Below are 16,547 nucleotides of genomic sequence, written 5' to 3'. Positions count from 1 at the left end.
GATGGCGGTCACAGAAGCCCTGCTGACACAACTCTCGGTCGGTGCCGTCGCGCTCTACACGATGGTGACCGCGGCCAGCAGAGCCATCGACCGCGTTCTCGCGCTCGCCGAGTACTACGACGTGGACGAGGTCCTCGTCGGGATGACCGTCCTCGCCGTCGGAACGAGTCTCCCCGAACTGAGCGCTCACGTCGTGGCCTCGCTGGGCATCGTCTCCGGCGTCCTCGATTACGAAGTCACCTCCGCCGTCGTCCTCGGCGGCAACACCGGGTCCTCGACGGTGCAGCAACTCCTCCTCGTCGGCATCCTCGTCGTCGGGTACGGCCGAGTCCACCTCTCGCGGGCGTTCGTGCGCGAGAGCTATCTCCCGATGCTCGGGGCTATCGCCGCGACACTGGCGCTCGCGTGGGATGGCACCCTCAGCCGTCTCGACGGGGCGGTGTTGTTGGCTCTCTATCTCGCGTACGTCGCCGTCCGATTCACCCGTCGACGGCAGTCACCGACGCTCCGCGAACGTCCCAGCACGAACCCGCGCCGCGACGCGTTGTTTGCCGCCGTCTTTCTCGCCTTGGTGCTTCTCGCCGCGTCGCTCTTGCTGTCGGTCGTCGAAGCCGCCCTCGCGACGCTCACGCTGGGCGGGTCGATGGTCGGCGTCGTGACGCTGGGCGTCGCCGCCGCGCTCCCGGAACTGACGACGGTGATGGACGCCCTCCGGCGACGGTCGCCAAACGTCGCTCTCGGAACGCTGATCGGGAGCAACATCGTGAATCCTCTCGTGGGTATCGGCCTCGGCGGCGTCGTCTCGACGTACTACGTCCCGCCCGCCGTCGTCCTCTGGGACCTCCCGTTCAAACTGCTCGTCGGTGGGGGACTGCTCGGGTGGGTGCTGTATCGCCGCGACGGGGCGATTACGCGCACCGAAGGTGCGTATCTGCTCGGCTTCTACTTCCTGTTCGTCGCGGGGCGGTTGCTACTGTTTCCGGGGCAGTGACGCCACAGTATCGGCTCTCGCCGTCGGCGACTGGAAAAACGAGAGTTCGTCGCAGGTCGTTACTGGTAGTCGACTTCGCCGTCGCCTTCGCCAATCCACGCGCCCCGGTCGGGTTCGCGGGATTCGAGCGGGTCACTATCCTCCACCTTTTTCTACCTCGGGCGTGCTCGCTCCGCTCGCACCCCGCTCGTTGAAAAACGTGGGCGAAAAAGGCCGAGTGCTCCCTGCGGTCGCACTCGGTAAAAACGGACTATGGTGTGGTGTGTCCTACTGATAGTCGACTTCGCCGTCGCCTTCGCCAATCCACGCGCCCCGGTCGGGTTCGCGGGATTCGAGCGGGTCGATGTCCTTGTACCACGGCACGTTCTTGAGTTGCTCTTTGTCGTACGCAAACTCGTCTTTCGTGTCCGCGGTGAACTCGAAGTTCTGGGTCAGCAGGATGGCGTCCGTCGGACAGACCTCCTCGCACAGTCGGCAGTAGATACACTGGCCGATGTGGAGGTTGTACTGTTCCCCGTTTCGCTGGTCGTCCATCACGATGTTGATGGTGTTGTTCGGGCAGACGTTCTCACACTGCCGACACCAGATACATCGCTCCTGACTCCACTTGTGGACGCCGCGGAAGCGGGGGCTCACCTCGGGGGCGACGTCCGGGTACTCCACCGTGAACGTCTCCCCGTCGAGGGCGTGTTTCATCGTCGTCGCCATGGATTTCAGGATGCCAATCATTGGTAGCTACCTCCGATGTACGCAGATTGCGGTGCGGTCATCAGGCAATCACCCCGACGATGACCGCGGTCAGCAGTAGGTTCGCGAGCGAGAGGACCAACATCCCCTTCCAGCCGATTTCGATGAGTTGGTCGATTCGCACGCGCGGCACCGCGGAGCGCGCCCACTGCGTGAACAGGAAGACGCCCCAGATTTTGATGAGGAACCAGACGATTCCGAGGCTCGCCGGTCCCGGCCCGGCCGGGCCACCGAGGAAGATGGTGGCGATGATGGCCCCGCCGAGGAAGATGTGGATGAACTCGCCGAGGTACACCAGCACGAAGTACACCGAAGAGTACTCCGTCTGGTAGCCAGCGACGATTTCGGTCGGCGCTTCGGGAATGTCGAAGGGGTTCCGACCGACTTCCGCGAGGTTCGCAATCATGAACAGCACGAACGCGAAGGGGTTCACGAACGCGTACCACGAGGGAAGCGGCCCGATGAGGGTCTGTTGCTGGGCCGCGACGATTTCGCTCATCTGGAGCGACCCGGCGAAGATGACCACGGACGCCCCGGTGAGGATGAGCGGAATCTCGTACGCGATGTTCTGTGCGACGGCGCGCAACCCGCCGAGGAAGGAGTACTTGTTGTTCGAAGCGTAGCCAGCCATGATGAGACCGACCGAGGCGATAGAGGCCGTCGCGAACACGTAGGCGAGGCCGACCTCGGGGTCGGCGAGGTGAATGCCGCTCCCCATCGGGATGACGGCGAAACCGAGCAGCGCGGAACTCGCGATGACCAACGGCGCGAGGTCCCACGCCGGGCGGTCGACGCCTTCTGGAACGATGAGTTCCTTCGCCAGCAGTCGGACGGCGTCGGCCACGATGATGAACAGGCCGTACGGCCCGATTCGGTCGACGGCGATGCGGTCCGTGAACGCGGCGGTAATCTTCCGCTTGGCCCACGGTCCGGCCAGCGCCGTGTTGGTCATCATCAGCGTCCCGATGAGCGCCGCGCCGATGAGACTCGTCACGATCATGACCGGTGTGCTGTCGGGATTCAGTCCGGCGAGGTTCGCCAGCGTCTCCGGGAGCGGTGCCGACTGCATCAGCGGTCGACCTCCCCGAGGACGATGTCCAGACTACCCAGGGACGCAATCATGTCCGGGATGTACTCGCCTTGGGACATCTCGGGTAGCGTCTGGAGGTTCGAGAAGCACGGACTGCGAATCTTGAAGCGGGCCGGTTTGTCCGTCCCGTCCGACCGGATGTAGATGCCGAGTTCGCCCTTCGCGCCCTCGACGGCCCGGTAAATCTCCGCGTCCGGGTCCGGTCGCAGGGTGCGCGGGACGTTGGCCTGAATCTCGCGCTCGTCTTCGGGCCACTGTTCGAGCAGGTCGACACACTGCTCGATGATGCGGGCCGACTCCTCGACTTCGCGCATGCGGACGAGGACGCGGCTGAAGTTGTCACAGCCCTCCTCGGTGACGACGTTCCAGTCGAGTTCGTCGTAGTAGCCGTAGGGGTCGTCTCGGCGCAGGTCGTAGTCGACACCCGACCCGCGAGCGACGGGCCCGGTCGCGCCGTACTGCTTGACCTGGTCGGGCGAGAGGACGCCCGTGTCGACACACCGCATCTGGAAGATTTCGTTGCCTGTGATGAGGTCGTGGTACTCCTCCAGTTTGTACGGCAGGTCGTCGAGGAAGTCCCGCGTCTTCTCGAAGAACTCCTCGCGGGGTTCCGGCAGGTCCCACGCGACGCCGCCGAGGCGGAGGTAGTTGAACATCAGGCGCTGACCGGTCAGGTCTTCGAGGATGTTCTGCACGACCTCGCGGTCGCGGAACGCGTACTGGAAGATGGCGGTGAAGTCGCCGAAAACGTCCAGCGCGAACGTCCCCAGCGCGAGCATGTGCGCGGCGATTCGGCACAGTTCGGCGCTCATCGTCCGGATGACCTGTGCGTACTCGGGCACCTCGATGTCCGCGAGGTCCTCGGCCGCACGCGCGTACGCCCATTCGTTGAGGATACCGGCCGAGACGTAGTCCCAGCGGTCCGGGTACGGCATAATCTGGTGCCGGTAGGTCCCCTTCTGACACATCTGCTCCTCGCAGCGGTGGAGGTAGCCGATGTCGGGTTCGATGTCGGCGATTTGCTCGCCGTCCAGCACCGTCTTGACGTGCAGGACGCCGTGAGTCGCCGGGTGGTGCGGCCCGATGTTGACGAACATCGTGTCCGGGTCGTCGTCGCTTCGGTGGTCCTCCTGAAGGGGGTTCGCGTTCTCCCGAAGCGTGACGATTTGGGGCTGGTCCTGGTTGTAGTCCTGACTCAGCGGGTGACCCTGCCACGTCTCTGGCAGGAGGATGCGTCGCAGGTCTGGGTGGTCGTCGTAGTTGATGCCGACGAGGTCGTAGGCCTCACGCTCGTGCCAGTCGGCCGTCGAGTAGACGCGGGCGGCCGACTCGCTGTGGGGGGCCTCCTTCGTCGTCGGGACGATTATCGACAGTTCCTGCGTCGGGTCGTCGAACTTCCGCAGGTGGTAGATAGATTCGTAGCGGTCGTCGTACTCCTGTGCGGTGACACAGGCGCAGTGGTCGAAGCCCGCTTCGGTCTTCAGCGTCGAGAGAACGTCCTGCACCTCGTCGGGGCGGATGACGAATCCTTCGGCGTTGAGGTGCGTCTCGCGGTCGAGGACGTGGCCGCCGAGCAAGTCGGCGAGTGCGTCGTAGTCGAGGCCGTCCTCGGTGACGCCGACTTCGGCCGCGGTGTCGGGTGTGGGTTTTTCGAGACTCATGGCGAGTTGTCCCAGTTGTAGCGCATGACGAGGTCCTCTTCGTCGATTTCGGAGGCGAGTTTGTCGACGAGTTCGTCCTGCTCTAAGTCACCGAACTGTTCGAGTTCGTACGGCTTGACCGTCACCGGCGAAGATTCGCCGTTGGCGATGCGCTCCTGCAGTTTGGCGACGCCGTAGACGAGTGCTTCCGGACGCGGCGGGCACCCGGGAACGTGGATGTCGACCGGGATGACCTCTTCCGCGCCCTTGACGACGTTGTACCCCTCCTGGAACGGGCCGCCGGAGATAGTACACGACCCCATCGAGACGACGAACTTCGGTTCGGGCATCTGGTCGTAGACGCGCTTCATCCGCGGGGCGAACTTCGAGACGATGGTCCCCGGGACGATAATCACGTCGGCCTGTCGCGGCGACGCGCGCGGAATCCCTGCCCCGAAGCGGTCGAGGTCGTGTTTGATGGCGTAGGTGTGAATCATCTCGATGCTGCAACAGGCGATACCGAACTGCAGCATGAACATCGAGGAGCCCCGAACCCAGTTCATGAACTTGTCGAACTTGGTCAGGATGAACGGCGTCGACCCGAACGCCTCTCGAAGCGTCGAGTTGAACCGGTCGTCCACGCCCTCGCCCATCCGGGCTTCCTGCGTCGATACGTCTTCGACTGCCGGTGGTGTCTGATCACTACTCATAGATGTCTGCTCCCTTCGTTACGTCCGGGTTGCGAACCCAGCGGACTGCGCCGTTACGCCACGCCCAACCGAGGCCGACGACGAGGACGCCGATGAAGACGACCATCGGCAGCAGCACGCTCGACATCCCCACGGCGCTGACGGCGTCGCGGTAGATGACCGTCCACGGGAAGATGAGGACGGTCTCGATGTCGAAGACGACGAACAGCAGCGCGACCATGTAGTACTGGATATTGAACTTGATCTTCTGGCTGCTGCCAGTCGGCACCTCGCCGGACTCGTAGGTGGCTGTTTTGCCTTGCTCGGGCACGCTCGGCCGCAAGAGGCTCGAAACGACCATCATACTGATGGGGATTGCGAGCCCCACGACCGCGAGCGCGCCGATGGCGATCCATGGATTACTCATTCCGGATTCTCCTATCGTCCGACGGTTAGAAGTACTGGCATATAAGGGTTGATAACCACTACGGCGCCTGTTTTCGGCCGGTTCGGGTGTGTTTAAACCGAACAGTTTTTGCGTGCGTTTCTCCTCGCGACAGACCTCCGAGCGGTCACTGCGTGGCAAGCCCGCGGGGCGAAGTCGGCACGCAGTCGGAGACCACGCGACACCGCGGCCACCCTCACGGACACGCGACGAGGGTCTCGTACCACTCCCCCTCGTAGCGGACGTACCGCACGGAGTAGTTCCACCCGTCGCCGTCCCCCTCGCCGAGGAATATCCGTCGCTGGTCGGCCGGGAGCGCCTCGAACTCGCGGCGAGCGTCCGCGTCGGCGGCCATCGCTCGGTCGGCGGACACCGCGTGTCGCTCGAACGTACAGGGGCCGTAGATGAGCAGTTCCGTCGGTGATTCCGTCTCGGTCGCGGTGGGCGTCTCGGTGGCCGTCCCCGTCGGCGAGACACAACCGGCGAGGACGAGGCTCAGGACGAGCAACCCGGCGAGCGTCTGTCGGAGGACCATGCCCCGACTACACGCTCGGCCGTTGAGTATTTTCTAGTGAGCTAACAGCTTACAACTCGTCCCAGTACTCGTCTTTGAACCCCGGTGTCCCGAGTTCGTGGAGGTCGCGGGACACCTCGCCCACCTCCTCTTGGAGGTCCTCGTGGTACTCCACGAGTCGGTCGCGGAGTTCCTCGTGTTCGCGCGCGAGTACTTGGACGGCCGTGAGCGCGGCGTTGAAGGACTTCCCCGCGTCGACGGCGGTGATTGGCGCGCCCTGTGGCATCCCGATGACGGAATCGACGGACTTCTCTTGAACGGGGACGCCGATGACCGGCAGCGGGTAGGCGATGCTCGCGGTCATGTTCGGCAGGTCGGCGGACTTCCCGCCCGCACCGGCGATGATGACGTCGATGCCGCGGGCCTCGGCCGTCTCTGCGTAGGCGTACATCAGGTCCGGCGTCCGGTGGGCCGAGCAGACGAACGTCTCGAAGGTGAACTCGGCGTCGGGCGCGTCGGTGAAGTCGGTCTGTTCCTCGAAGCCGAGTTCGTCGGCGAGGGCGGCGTACGCGCCCGGCCGCTTTCCCTTGCCACCGGCCATCGTCGGCAGGTCCGAATCCGACCCCATCACGATACCCACGTCCGGCGTCAGGTGGTTGGGGCGGTCCATCTCCGCTTCCTCGTGTAACTGGTCGACGAGCGACTGGACGCTGTCTGCGGTCATACGGACGCCTCCGCCCGGCGGGAGTGTAAGTGTAGGCGGTTTCGCTCGCCGCTCGGCCATGTCGAAAGGAAAACGCTCTTAGCCCGCACCGACACACCACCGTACATGAGCAACGGGGACGACGAGCCCGACGACGACGCCGCGGAGACCGGCGGCGCGAGCGCCGACGAACTCGAAACGCGTCTCGACGAGGCCGCCGACACGCTGGAGGCCGCCGAGACGGAGGCCGACCTCGACGAGGTCGAAACGACCCTCGACGACGTCGAGGCGGACCTCGAAGCCGCCGACCTCCCGGAACCGGACGAGGACGACGAGGACGCGGAAGACCCCCGCGAAGAACTCGAATCGCGGCTCTCGGACCTCCGGGACGACCTCGAATCCCAGCGCGGCCCCTACGCCGATGACGTGATCGATATCCTCGACGCTGCGCAGGGAACCGTCACGGACAGCGAGTGGACCGAAGCGGGCGAACCCGACGCCCACGACGCCGTGGACGCCTTCCTCGCCGCCAGCGAGGAGTACGTCGACCACGACGCCGACGCGGGTTCGGACCTCGACGCCGCGGCCGACGCCCTCGGGACCGTCGCCGACGCCATCGAGAGCGCGGACCTCGATGCCGACGAAGACGCCGAGACCATCGCCGGACTGCTCGAAACGGCCGAGACGCTCGAAGACGCCCTCGAAGCCGCCGAAGTGTGGGACGACCTCACCGTTCAGGAACAGCTCGACGTCAAGGGGTTCTACGACGTCCTCACCAACGAGAACCGCAAGGACTTCCCGGCGGAGTGGAACGCCGCGAAGATTCACGCCAAAGAGGGGAACCTCGATATCGTCCTGTTCGCGCTGGAGACGCTCGGGTCGGAGTACATGGAGGAGTACATCATCGACATCTTCTACCACCTCGGAAGCGAGGCCGAACCCGCCTTCGACGTGATGAACCAGCGCGCACAGAAGCGCGATAAAGGCCCCATCAAGGTGCTCGGGAAAATCGGCGACGAGCGAGCGACCGAGACGCTCCACGACTTCATCGACGGCGACGGCGACCCCGCGCTCCAGAAGGTCACGCTCCGCTCGCTGGGTTCCATCGGCAGCGAGGAGTCGGTCCAACCGGTCGCGAACCGCCTCGACGCCGACAACGCCGAGATTCGCTCCTCGGCGGCCCGCGCCCTCGGGATGCTCGGCGACACCCGGGCCGTCGCCCCCCTCGCGGACGTCCTCGAATCCGACGAGAGCGACGAGGTCCGCGCCTCCGCCGCGTGGGCGCTTCGCCAAATCGGGACCGAGGACGCCCTCGACGAAGCCGCGAAGTACACCGACGACCGGGCCTACCTCGTGCAGGCGGAAGCCGAGAAGGCGAGCGGCGCGTAACCGGACGAACCTTTTTCACCGAAGGGGCGGCCAGCCCCGCCGATGCGGTCCCCCGTCTCCACACGCCACCTCACGCTCGCATTCGCCGTCGCCTGTCTCGTTCTCTCATCGGGAGCCGTCGCCGGAGGAGGCCCTGTCGTCAGCGGGACGGCGGCGCCAGCCAGCGCGGTGACCCCGACGATTCACGCCGTCTATCCCGACCCCGTCGCGGGCGGTGACCGCGGGGAGTTCGTCGTCCTCGATGTTCCCGCGCTGACCGACCTCGGCGCGTACTCGCTCTCGGACGGACACACAACCGTCCCGCTCCCGAACCGGACCGTCCGCGGGCGCGTCGCGCTCACGGCCGACCCCGACCGCGTTCGCGCGCTCACTGATGCGCACGTCTACGGTCTGCGAGGGGACGTGTCGCTGGCGAACGGCGGGGACACCGTCCGTCTCCTGCGAGCGGGACGGACGGTCGACAGCGTTCGCTACCGCGAGACGGAGGAGGGGGAACTCGGCGTCGCCAACGGGTCCGCGATTCGCTGGCGACCGCTGGGCGCCACAGACCGGCCCGTGGTGACCGCCGTGGGCGGCGACGTTCGGGCGTTCACCCTCCCCGACGCGCCGGGGGTCCCGTTGGGGACCATCGAGGACGTCGACGACCGCCTCTACCTCGCTGGCTATACGCTCTCCTCGACGCGAGTTGGCGACGCACTCGTCGCCGCACACCGCCGGGGCGTCGACGTGCGCGTCTTACTGGAGGGTGATCCAGTCGGGGGCCGGACCCGCGGCGAAGCCCGCACGCTCGACAGACTCGTCAACGCGGGCGTCGAGGTCCGACTCGTCGCCGGGCCACACGCCCGGTACGCCTACCACCACGCGAAGTACGCCGTGGCCGACGACCGGGCAGTCGTCCTGACCGAGAACTGGAAGCCCGCGGGGACCGGCGGGAACAGCAGTCGCGGGTGGGGCGTCGTGACGGGGCAACCGGAAGTTGTGGACGGACTGACCGCGACGTTCCGGGCCGACGCCGGGTGGCGCGACGCAGTACAGTGGGGCGAGTACCGGCGCGGGCGGCAGTTCGAGCGCGGCGAGGCGGCGACCACAGCCTATCCATCGCGGTTCGACCCCGAGACGGTCCCGGTGAACCGGACGGACCTGCTGGTCACGCCGGACAACGCACAGCGAGCGCTCCTCGCGGAACTCGACGCGGCGAACGACTCCATCGCCGTCGTCCAACCGACCGTCGGCGGGTGGGACGAACCCTTGATGCGCGCGCTCCGCCGGGCCGCCAATCGTGGCGTCCGCGTTCGCCTCCTCCTGAGTTCGGCGTGGTACGTCCGCGAGGAGAACCAGCGAACCGCCGAGCGGTTCGAAGCGTGGGCCGACCGGACCGACGCGCCGCTGTCGACCCGTCTCGCCGACCCCGCAGGCCGGTTCTCGAAGATACACGCGAAGGGCGCCGTCGTCGACGGCGACCGCGCTATCGTGGGCAGTCTCAACTGGAACGAACAGGCGGCGACGACGAACCGCGAGGTGGTGCTCGTCCTGCACGGCGAGCGAGCGGCCGACTACTTCGGCCGGGTGTTCGAAGCCGATTGGCGCGGCGGCCGCCCGACCGTTCCGCTCGGCCTCGTCGGTGCAGTCGGCGGCGTCCTCGCGGTCGGCGGACTGGCCGCTCGACGGATACGGTTCGCGTCCTAAAAGCGCTGAGAACGGGCGTTAGACTTCCTCGGGCAGCGCCGTCGAACTGCCGAGGTCTTCGTCGATTTCGGCCTCGGCCATCTTCTCCACGAGGGCGTCGATGACGGTGTCGCGCATGCCGGAGACGAACTTGATGGACCCGACGACGAGGTGGCCGCCGCCGGAGACGCCGCCACCGTCGACCTCGTCGGTGAGTTCGGAGACGTAGCGCGGGATGTCCAGTCGGACGCCGTCACTGCGGAGGACGGCGAAGTCGGGGCCGTAGCCGATGGTGATGACGGGGTCCCCCGTCTCGGCGACCTTCTGGTCGTGAATCTCCCCGGTCGTCTTGCCCGGCGCGGGGTAGGTGAAGCGGTGGGCGTGGTTCTCCACGTCGATGCGGTAGAGGTGTGCCCCGTTGTCGAGTCGCTCGTGTTCGACGTGGCTCATGGCGGCGTCGAGTTGGGCCTGCACGTCGCGCTCGGCCTTCTCGGCGAGGAAATCGACGAGTTCGGCGTGGCGCTCGCGGTCATCGCAGTCGACGTTCAGCACGTCGCTGATGAGTTGCTCGCCGGAACTGTAGCGGAGCCAGTGGGTCGCGTAGTCCAGTGCCTCGCCGATGTTCCGAAGGTCGGCCTCGTCGTAGCCCTTCTCGGCGGCGAGGTCGAGGTAGTCGCCCATCGCTTCGCCTTCCGAGCGGTCCGAGAGCCCGGCCACGGCGGGGACGTGCTGGAGGTCCTCGCTGAGGTCGGGGTCTATCATGCGGGCGAGTTCGACGCAGAGCATCCCCGTCGTGATGCGGTAGTCCTCGTCGTGGAGGTAGGGGTTGACGTGCTGTTCGATGAGCGGTTCGACGGCCTCCGGGTCCGGGTGGTGGTGGTCGACGACGACCACGGGGATGTCGTAGTGCCGGAGGTTCCGGTAGGCCGGGGTGTCCTCCTCGGTCGACCCGTTGTCGAGCATCAGGAGGAGCGGGAGCTTCTGCCCGTGGCGCGTGCGGTCCTCCAGCGCGAAGTTGAGGTCGCGGGTCACGTCCTCCATCTCGTAGTAGGGGGCCTTGCTCGGCAGGCGCTTGAGGAGGTGCTGGGGCGCGTCGGCGTCCTCGTAGTGGTCGGCGATGAACCGCTCGAGCGCGACCTGCAGGGGGACGCTGGCACAGAGACCGTCGCCGTCGGCGTGGTGGCGCATCCGGATGGGGCGGCCTTCGAGGACGGTCTTGCGGAGTTCCGTCGCGACTGCGCGGAGGTCGTCCCACAGTTTCTCGAAGGCGTCCCACTCCACGAGCGGTTCCACGTCGGCGGGTTCGGCCGCCGCGGCGAGGGCGTCGTCGAGGTCGGCCTCGACGGCGGTCGCCTCCGCGTCGTCGAGGACGGTCAGCGAGTCGACCTCTATCTGGACGCCGCCGTCGCGTTCCTCGGCCCGGCCGGAGATGCGGACGATGTCGTCCATCTCCACGTCGGGGAACGCGCGGACGCCAGCCTCCTCGAAGGCGGCACAGGGGACGATACCGGTGCCGTCACGAACCTGAAAGACGGTCGGACCGCCCGTCTGCTTTATCTGGACGACTTGGCCCTCGACGACGACGGTGTCGCCGGTCTCGTCGCCGAGGTCGGTCACGTCGGCGGCCGTCCCGTGGGGGACGTGTTGGCTCTCGTAGTCGGTGAGTTGGACCTCCTGGAAACTGAGGTCGCCGTCGGGGCGGACCTCGCCCAACTCGACGACGAGTTCGTCGCCCACGTCGTACGAACCGAGGAGGTTCGAACTGTGGACCAGTCCGGACACTTCCCCCGAGAGGTCGACGAAGACGCCGTAATCGACGACACCGTTGACCGTCGCGTGGTAACGCGACCCTTCTTGGACATCGTCCGTGGTACACTCTGCAGCGAGATCGTAGACGGTGGTCCCCCCGTCGGGAACCTCGGCACCGTCGTCGGTGCCAGTTGGCGAAGACATTTGCCGTCACTTCGGTACTCCCCCGTTTGTACTCTTCGAAATAGTTGGCCAAGTGGCGACTCGGCGTGGATACCGCTCCGAGAGCGCAACCCTTAGAACGCGGCCGACCCGAAAACGCGTATGGGGTTGTTTCGTTCGGGCGGCATCCTCGGCATCGCCGAGTCGGCACTGGACTTCGCACGCGCCGCGTCCGAGGAATCGCACCCGAACGAGTACATGGGACTGCTTCGGGGCGACGACGCGAGCAAACTCGGACTCGACGAGGACGGCACGGTCCTCACCGACGTGTTGGTCATCCCCGGCACGGAGTCGAACCCGGTGAGCGCGACGGTCAAGACGAGCATGGTCCCGAACGATATGCGGGCGGCGGGGTCGATTCACTCGCACCCGAACGGCGTCCTCCGACCGAGCGACGCCGACCTCGCCACCTTCGGCCGCGGCGACGTACACATCATCGTCGGCTACCCGTACGGCCCGGAGGACTGGCAGGCCTTCGACAACGAGGGGCAACCGGTCGACCTGCCGGTCCTCGATGTGGACCCGCCCGAGGAGACGTTCTTCGACTTCGACCAGACGGACATCGACCGGGAACTCCGCGAGGAGGAGTTCGACTCGTGACCCGCGTCGTCGCACAGGGCACGTTCGACATCCTCCACCCCGGACACGTCCACTACCTGCGTGACGCGAAGGCGATGGGCGACGAACTACACGTCATCGTCGCTCGCTCGGTCAACGTCACACACAAGGAACCGCCCGTTGTCCCGGACGAACAGCGCCGGGAGATGGTCGCCGCGCTGAAACCCGTCGACGAGGCGCACTTGGGCCATTCCGAGGACATCTTCGTCCCCATCGAGCGCATCCGCCCGGACGTTATCGCCCTCGGCTACGACCAGCACCACGACGACGAGAAACTCCGCGCGGCGCTGGCCGACCGCGGCATCGACTGCGAGGTTCGCCGGGCGAGTCCGCTGGAACGAGACGCCGACGACAGACTCCTCTCGACCGGCCAAATCATCGACCGCATCCTCGCCGAACGCGACTGACCGTCGGCGACACGCTGTGACGAACGACTGCAGACAGTCGACGGACCGCGAAAAACCGAGTGTCGCCTCGACCTACAGCAGGCCCGCGTCGGCGAGTCGGTCGACCGCTTCCTGAAGCCGTTCCTTGCTGTTGGCGTAGGAGATGCGGGCGTAGCCGGGCGTCCCGAAGGCGCTCCCGGGGACGGTGGCGACCTGCGCCTCCGAGATGGCCTGGTCGCACCACTCGGTGTCGTCGCCGTCCGGCGCGATTTCGGGCATCATGTAGAACGCGCCCTGCGGTTCCGGGACGTGGACGCCGTGCTCTTCGAACAGACCGATGAGGAACTCGCGGCGTTCTGCGAAGGCCTCGCGCATCTCTTCGACGGCGTCGTCGGTGTTGGTCAGCGCCTCGACACCGGCGTGCTGGACGAAGTTGACGGCACAGGAGACGGAGTGGGAGTGAACCTTTCCGGCCTGTTCGACCAGTTCTTCCGGCGCGGCGAAGTAGCCCAGTCGCCACCCAGTCATCGAGTAGGCCTTCGAGAAGCCGTTGAGCGTTATCGTGCGGTCTTCCATCCCGTCGAGCGTGCCCAGCGAGACGGCCTCGACGCCGTCGTAGGTAATCTCCTTGTAAATCTCGTCGGAGATGACAGTGATGTCGTGTTCGACGGCGAGGTCGCGGACGCCTTCGAGCGCGGCTTCCGAGTACACAGCGCCGTGAGGGTTGCCCGGGGAGTTGACGACGAGCAGTTCCGTGTCGTCCGACACCGCTTCGGCGAGGTCGTCGAGCGCACCCTCCAACTGGAAGTCGTGGGCGGCGGTGTCGACGCGGGTGAGCGTGCCGCCGGCGAGTTTCGCCATCGCCTCGTAGGAGACCCACGCGGGGTCCAGCAGGGCGACTTCGTCGCCGTCGTCGATGAGCGTCTGGAAGATTTCGTAGAGGGCCTGCTTGCCACCCGGCGTGACGATGAGGTTCTCGGTGCCGTACTGGGTGAGGCCGTCGTCGTGGAGTTTGTCGACGAGGGCGTCCTTCAGTTCGGGGATGCCGTTCGACGGCGTGTAGCCCGTGTGCCCGGCGTCGAGGGCGTCCTTGGCGGCCTGCTTGATGTTCTCGGGCGTGTCGAAGTCCGGTTCGCCGACGGAGAGGTCGACGACGTCCTTGCCCTCGGCTTCGAGTTCGGCGGCCTTGTTGCTAATCGCGAGTGTCGCGCTCGGTTCTACACGTTCGACGCGGGAAGCGAAGTCCATAGTCATAGGTTTGCGAGTTCGATGGCGCTCGTGACGGCCGAACCGCCCTTCTCGGTGCGGGCTTCGGCTTCGTCTTTGCTCATGCCCGGACCGATGATGCCCAGCGTGACGGGGGTGTCCCGGTCGAGAGACACGTCGGTCAGGCCCTGTGCGGCGGCGTCGGCGATGACCTGGTCGTGGTCGGTGTCGCCTTCGATGATGACGCCCAGCACCGCGACGGCGTCCACGTCCTCCCGACGTGCCAGTCTGTCGGCGGCGAGCGGCGTGTCGTAGGCTCCCGGGACGCTGAGCGTCTCGACGATGTCGGCGTCGTGGTCGGCCGCGGCCTCGCGGGCCGACGCTCGCATCGCGTCGATGACCGCCCCGTGTTTGTCGTACTGAGCGACGACCAGTCCGAGCTGCACCATATCTGTGTGGGTGGTTGTGGTCCCTAAAGAACTACCGTTCCGGCCTCGGCAAACCAGAAGGATTCTAACCCTCGCTGTTCTTCCACCCGACATGACTGCGTCGAGCGGTGTGCTGCCCGCCCTCCAGCGACTCAGACGGCGCGTCGGTTCCTGGACCAGGACCGACGACCACGCGACGGTGAAACTCGTCGTCGGTATCACGCTCTTCGCGCTCGCCCTGCGGCTTATCGGCCTCGGCCAGCGCGTCGCCCACTTCGACGAGGGGCGCGTCGCCTACTGGGCGTGGCACTTCGGCGACACCGGTTCCTTCGCCTACCGCTACATCATCCACGGGCCGTTCATCCAACACGTCGACCGCTGGGTGTTCGCGCTCCTCGGCACCAGCGACTTCGCGATGCGTCTCCCGGTCGCACTCGTCGGCGGCCTCATGCCGCTGACGGCGTTGCTCCTCCGCCGCCACCTCCGCCGGTCCGAAGTCGTCGCCGCGGCGCTGATACTCGCGGTGAACCCCGTCCTGCTGTACTACTCGCGGTTCATGCGCAGCGACATCCTCGTCGCGGCGTTCATGTTCGCGGCCTTCGGCTTCTTCGTTCGGTTCTACGACACGCGGTTGCCGCGGTACCTGTACGCCGCCGCGGCGTTCATGGCGCTCGGGTTCGCCTCGAAGGAGAACGCGCTCGTCTACGTGCTGACGTGGCTCGGCGCGACGGGACTCTTGTTGGCGAAGGTGTTCGTCTTCCCCAGTGGATTCGCGAACGCCGTCGCCTTCATCACGAGCACACCGTCGGGCGGGGAGATATACGACCGCCTCGCCGCCGGAGTGCGCGCCGACATCGACCTCGTCGTCGGGACGGTCCAGTCGTTTCGGGAGCGCCACGAGCGGGCGGGGCTACTACTGGGCGCGTACGCGGGCCACATCGTCCTCGCGGCGACGCTGTTCGGCATTATCTCGCTGTTCTTCTACGCCCCTCGGGGGGCTGGCGTCGCGGGCATCCAGCACCCGCCCGCGCCGCCGTCGGCCGGAAGTATCGGCTTCTGGGAGGGGGTGACCAACCCGGGACGGTTCACCGAACTCCTGCAGGTGACCATCGACCGGGTCGCCGACCAGTGGGGCGAGTGGCTCGACCCCGCCTCGGGGAAGACGTTCTCGGACTACGAGCGCCATTTCGGCGTGTTCGTGAAGGTGCTGGCACTGGCGTCCGCGCCGGTAGCGCTCTTTTCGGGACTGGGCTACGTTCTCGACCGACTGGGGTACACCGCGCCGCGTCACCTCGTCCCGTTCCTGTTTTACGGCGGTTTCGTCTCCATCTTCGGTTACCCGCTGGGGACGGACATCGGCGCGCCGTGGATCGTCGCCCACGCCGTCGTGCCGCTGGCGATTCCCGCTGCGGTGGCGCTCGCGGCGGTGTTCCGCTGGGGGCTTGACGCCCTCTCGGCCGACGACGAAGTCGGCGTCGCGGCCGCGGGTCTCGTCTTCTTCCTCGTGACACTGCTCGTCGCGAACGTCGCGGTGACCGGCGTCTACACGAACACCACGGAGGACAGCAACGAACTCGTCCAGTTCGCCCAACCGGAACAGGCCGTCCGCGAGGAGTTGCAGTCGATGAACCGCATCGCCGCCGCTCACGACGGCGGAACCGACGTGGTCGTCTACCACGGCGAGTCGGGCGACGCGTACGACGAGAACAACGCCTACGTCGAGGAGAGTCAGGAGACGTGGGACGAGGCGTGGTGGAACCTGAAGCCGACCTGCCTCCAGTGGCACAACACGCTCCCGATGCCGTGGTACTTCGCGGCCAGCGACGCCGAGGTGGCCTGCGAGAACCAGCAGTCGGCACTCGGTCTCCGACTGCGACAGAACACGCCGCCGATAGTCATCACGCAGGAGTACGACTCGACGGTCCCGACCGACCGACTCCGCGCGGCGGGGTACTCCGGCGAGAGCTACATGATGCGGACCAGCGGCTACAAGAACTCCTTCACGGTCTGGACCCACGAGTCCTACGCGGCCAACGGGACTGCGGCCAGCTAGCGTCCCTCGTCC

The 16,547-nt window shown here is 66.4% G+C and carries 16 protein-coding genes and 1 pseudogene; 6 read left to right on the top strand and 11 right to left on the bottom strand.

The window, feature by feature from the left end; genetic code table 11:
* Nucleotide 1: 1 nt before the first annotated feature.
* On the top strand, nt 2–991 hold the full coding sequence (locus NJQ44_RS12880; RefSeq protein WP_254271753.1) for a sodium:calcium antiporter: 990 nt from the start codon (nt 2–4) through the stop codon (nt 989–991).
* Between the two features lie 59 nt (nt 992–1,050).
* Here NJQ44_RS12880 and NJQ44_RS12875 read toward each other — a convergent pair.
* The 8 genes and pseudogenes from NJQ44_RS12875 to purE form a co-directional block, all read right to left on the bottom strand.
* A pseudogene (locus NJQ44_RS12875) lies at nt 1,051–1,134 on the bottom strand (NuoI/complex I 23 kDa subunit family protein); the annotation flags it as partial.
* Nucleotides 1,135–1,258: 124 nt separating this feature from the next.
* Entirely contained in the window at nt 1,259–1,720 is a 462-nt protein-coding gene (locus tag NJQ44_RS12870; protein ID WP_254271752.1) for a NuoI/complex I 23 kDa subunit family protein, read from the bottom strand.
* A 40-nt stretch (nt 1,721–1,760) separates the two neighbouring features.
* Complete coding sequence (locus NJQ44_RS12865) at nt 1,761–2,807, bottom strand: complex I subunit 1/NuoH family protein (protein ID WP_254271751.1); 1,047 nt, start codon at nt 2,805–2,807, stop codon at nt 1,761–1,763.
* Nucleotides 2,807–4,489: an NADH-quinone oxidoreductase subunit D gene (locus tag NJQ44_RS12860; protein ID WP_254271750.1), complete on the bottom strand. Its 1,683-nt coding sequence runs from the start codon at nt 4,487–4,489 to the stop codon at nt 2,807–2,809. The genes NJQ44_RS12865 and NJQ44_RS12860 overlap by 1 nt, the downstream gene beginning before the upstream one ends.
* Nucleotides 4,486–5,178, bottom strand: coding sequence for an NADH-quinone oxidoreductase subunit B (locus NJQ44_RS12855; RefSeq protein ID WP_254271749.1), 693 nt, complete (start codon nt 5,176–5,178; stop codon nt 4,486–4,488). The genes NJQ44_RS12860 and NJQ44_RS12855 overlap by 4 nt, the downstream gene beginning before the upstream one ends.
* Nucleotides 5,171–5,584, bottom strand: a complete 414-nt coding sequence (locus NJQ44_RS12850) for an NADH-quinone oxidoreductase subunit A (RefSeq protein WP_254271748.1) — start codon at nt 5,582–5,584, stop codon at nt 5,171–5,173. The genes NJQ44_RS12855 and NJQ44_RS12850 overlap by 8 nt, the downstream gene beginning before the upstream one ends.
* A gap of 214 nt (nt 5,585–5,798) precedes the next feature.
* Nucleotides 5,799–6,137, bottom strand: coding sequence for a hypothetical protein (locus NJQ44_RS12845; protein WP_254271747.1), 339 nt, complete (start codon nt 6,135–6,137; stop codon nt 5,799–5,801).
* Between the two features lie 49 nt (nt 6,138–6,186).
* Nucleotides 6,187–6,840 carry a 5-(carboxyamino)imidazole ribonucleotide mutase gene (gene purE, locus NJQ44_RS12840; protein ID WP_254271746.1) on the bottom strand — a complete coding sequence of 218 codons (654 nt, stop codon included), beginning with the start codon at nt 6,838–6,840 and terminating at the stop codon, nt 6,187–6,189.
* A gap of 105 nt (nt 6,841–6,945) precedes the next feature.
* Here purE and NJQ44_RS12835 point away from each other — a divergent pair, with 105 nt between their 5' ends.
* Both NJQ44_RS12835 and NJQ44_RS12830 read left to right on the top strand, forming a co-directional pair.
* Nucleotides 6,946–8,208: a HEAT repeat domain-containing protein gene (locus NJQ44_RS12835; RefSeq protein ID WP_254271745.1), complete on the top strand. Its 1,263-nt coding sequence runs from the start codon at nt 6,946–6,948 to the stop codon at nt 8,206–8,208.
* 42 nt (nt 8,209–8,250) lie between these two features.
* Nucleotides 8,251–9,894 (top strand): phospholipase D-like domain-containing protein, encoded by a 1,644-nt coding sequence (locus NJQ44_RS12830; RefSeq protein ID WP_254271744.1) that lies wholly within the window; start codon nt 8,251–8,253, stop codon nt 9,892–9,894.
* A gap of 18 nt (nt 9,895–9,912) precedes the next feature.
* On the opposite strand, the gene han is transcribed toward NJQ44_RS12830, so the two are convergent.
* Complete coding sequence (gene han, locus NJQ44_RS12825; RefSeq protein WP_254271743.1) at nt 9,913–11,826, bottom strand: Hef-associated nuclease; 1,914 nt, start codon at nt 11,824–11,826, stop codon at nt 9,913–9,915.
* 120 nt (nt 11,827–11,946) lie between these two features.
* Here han and NJQ44_RS12820 point away from each other — a divergent pair, with 120 nt between their 5' ends.
* Nucleotides 11,947–12,444, top strand: a complete 498-nt coding sequence (locus NJQ44_RS12820) for a Mov34/MPN/PAD-1 family protein (protein WP_254271742.1) — start codon at nt 11,947–11,949, stop codon at nt 12,442–12,444.
* Nucleotides 12,441–12,869, top strand: a complete 429-nt coding sequence (locus NJQ44_RS12815; RefSeq protein ID WP_254271741.1) for an FAD synthase family protein — start codon at nt 12,441–12,443, stop codon at nt 12,867–12,869. Before NJQ44_RS12820 ends, NJQ44_RS12815 begins: the two co-directional genes overlap by 4 nt.
* A 72-nt stretch (nt 12,870–12,941) precedes the next feature.
* Here the strand turns inward: NJQ44_RS12815 and NJQ44_RS12810 are convergent, their stop codons facing one another.
* Together NJQ44_RS12810 and ribH are read right to left on the bottom strand one after the other, a co-directional pair.
* Nucleotides 12,942–14,102, bottom strand: coding sequence for a pyridoxal phosphate-dependent aminotransferase (locus tag NJQ44_RS12810; protein WP_254271740.1), 1,161 nt, complete (start codon nt 14,100–14,102; stop codon nt 12,942–12,944).
* Nucleotides 14,099–14,503, bottom strand: a complete 405-nt coding sequence (ribH, locus tag NJQ44_RS12805; protein ID WP_254271739.1) for a 6,7-dimethyl-8-ribityllumazine synthase — start codon at nt 14,501–14,503, stop codon at nt 14,099–14,101. Before ribH ends, NJQ44_RS12810 begins: the two co-directional genes overlap by 4 nt.
* Nucleotides 14,504–14,594: 91 nt before the next feature.
* Between ribH and NJQ44_RS12800 the strand changes: the two genes are divergently transcribed.
* A complete protein-coding gene (locus NJQ44_RS12800; RefSeq protein ID WP_254271738.1) occupies nt 14,595–16,535 on the top strand; it encodes a flippase activity-associated protein Agl23 in 1,941 nt (646 codons plus the stop codon).
* Nucleotides 16,536–16,547: the final 12 nt, after the last annotated feature.

The sequence above is a fragment of the Haloarcula marina genome, from assembly GCF_024218775.1.
Classification (GTDB): domain Archaea; phylum Halobacteriota; class Halobacteria; order Halobacteriales; family Haloarculaceae; genus Haloarcula; species Haloarcula marina.
The sequence above is the reverse complement of the archived record's forward strand: the minus strand, read 5'-3'. Positions and strand labels throughout refer to the sequence as shown.

What these genes read in the sequence shown, in the direction of transcription:
- han (WP_254271743.1), bottom strand. Translation starts at nt 11,826, where the DNA reads ATGTCTTCGCCAACTGGCACCGACGACGGTGCCGAGGTTCCCGACGGG.
- NJQ44_RS12835 (WP_254271745.1), top strand. Translation starts at nt 6,946, where the DNA reads ATGAGCAACGGGGACGACGAGCCCGACGACGACGCCGCGGAGACCGGC.
- ribH (WP_254271739.1), bottom strand. Translation starts at nt 14,503, where the DNA reads ATGGTGCAGCTCGGACTGGTCGTCGCTCAGTACGACAAACACGGGGCG.
- NJQ44_RS12820 (WP_254271742.1), top strand. Translation starts at nt 11,947, where the DNA reads ATGGGGTTGTTTCGTTCGGGCGGCATCCTCGGCATCGCCGAGTCGGCA.
- NJQ44_RS12850 (WP_254271748.1), bottom strand. Translation starts at nt 5,584, where the DNA reads ATGAGTAATCCATGGATCGCCATCGGCGCGCTCGCGGTCGTGGGGCTC.
- NJQ44_RS12865 (WP_254271751.1), bottom strand. Translation starts at nt 2,807, where the DNA reads ATGCAGTCGGCACCGCTCCCGGAGACGCTGGCGAACCTCGCCGGACTG.
- NJQ44_RS12830 (WP_254271744.1), top strand. Translation starts at nt 8,251, where the DNA reads ATGCGGTCCCCCGTCTCCACACGCCACCTCACGCTCGCATTCGCCGTC.
- purE (WP_254271746.1), bottom strand. Translation starts at nt 6,840, where the DNA reads ATGACCGCAGACAGCGTCCAGTCGCTCGTCGACCAGTTACACGAGGAA.
- NJQ44_RS12880 (WP_254271753.1), top strand. Translation starts at nt 2, where the DNA reads ATGGCGGTCACAGAAGCCCTGCTGACACAACTCTCGGTCGGTGCCGTC.
- NJQ44_RS12860 (WP_254271750.1), bottom strand. Translation starts at nt 4,489, where the DNA reads ATGAGTCTCGAAAAACCCACACCCGACACCGCGGCCGAAGTCGGCGTC.
- NJQ44_RS12845 (WP_254271747.1), bottom strand. Translation starts at nt 6,137, where the DNA reads ATGGTCCTCCGACAGACGCTCGCCGGGTTGCTCGTCCTGAGCCTCGTC.
- NJQ44_RS12855 (WP_254271749.1), bottom strand. Translation starts at nt 5,178, where the DNA reads ATGAGTAGTGATCAGACACCACCGGCAGTCGAAGACGTATCGACGCAG.
- NJQ44_RS12870 (WP_254271752.1), bottom strand. Translation starts at nt 1,720, where the DNA reads ATGATTGGCATCCTGAAATCCATGGCGACGACGATGAAACACGCCCTC.
- NJQ44_RS12800 (WP_254271738.1), top strand. Translation starts at nt 14,595, where the DNA reads ATGACTGCGTCGAGCGGTGTGCTGCCCGCCCTCCAGCGACTCAGACGG.
- NJQ44_RS12810 (WP_254271740.1), bottom strand. Translation starts at nt 14,102, where the DNA reads ATGACTATGGACTTCGCTTCCCGCGTCGAACGTGTAGAACCGAGCGCG.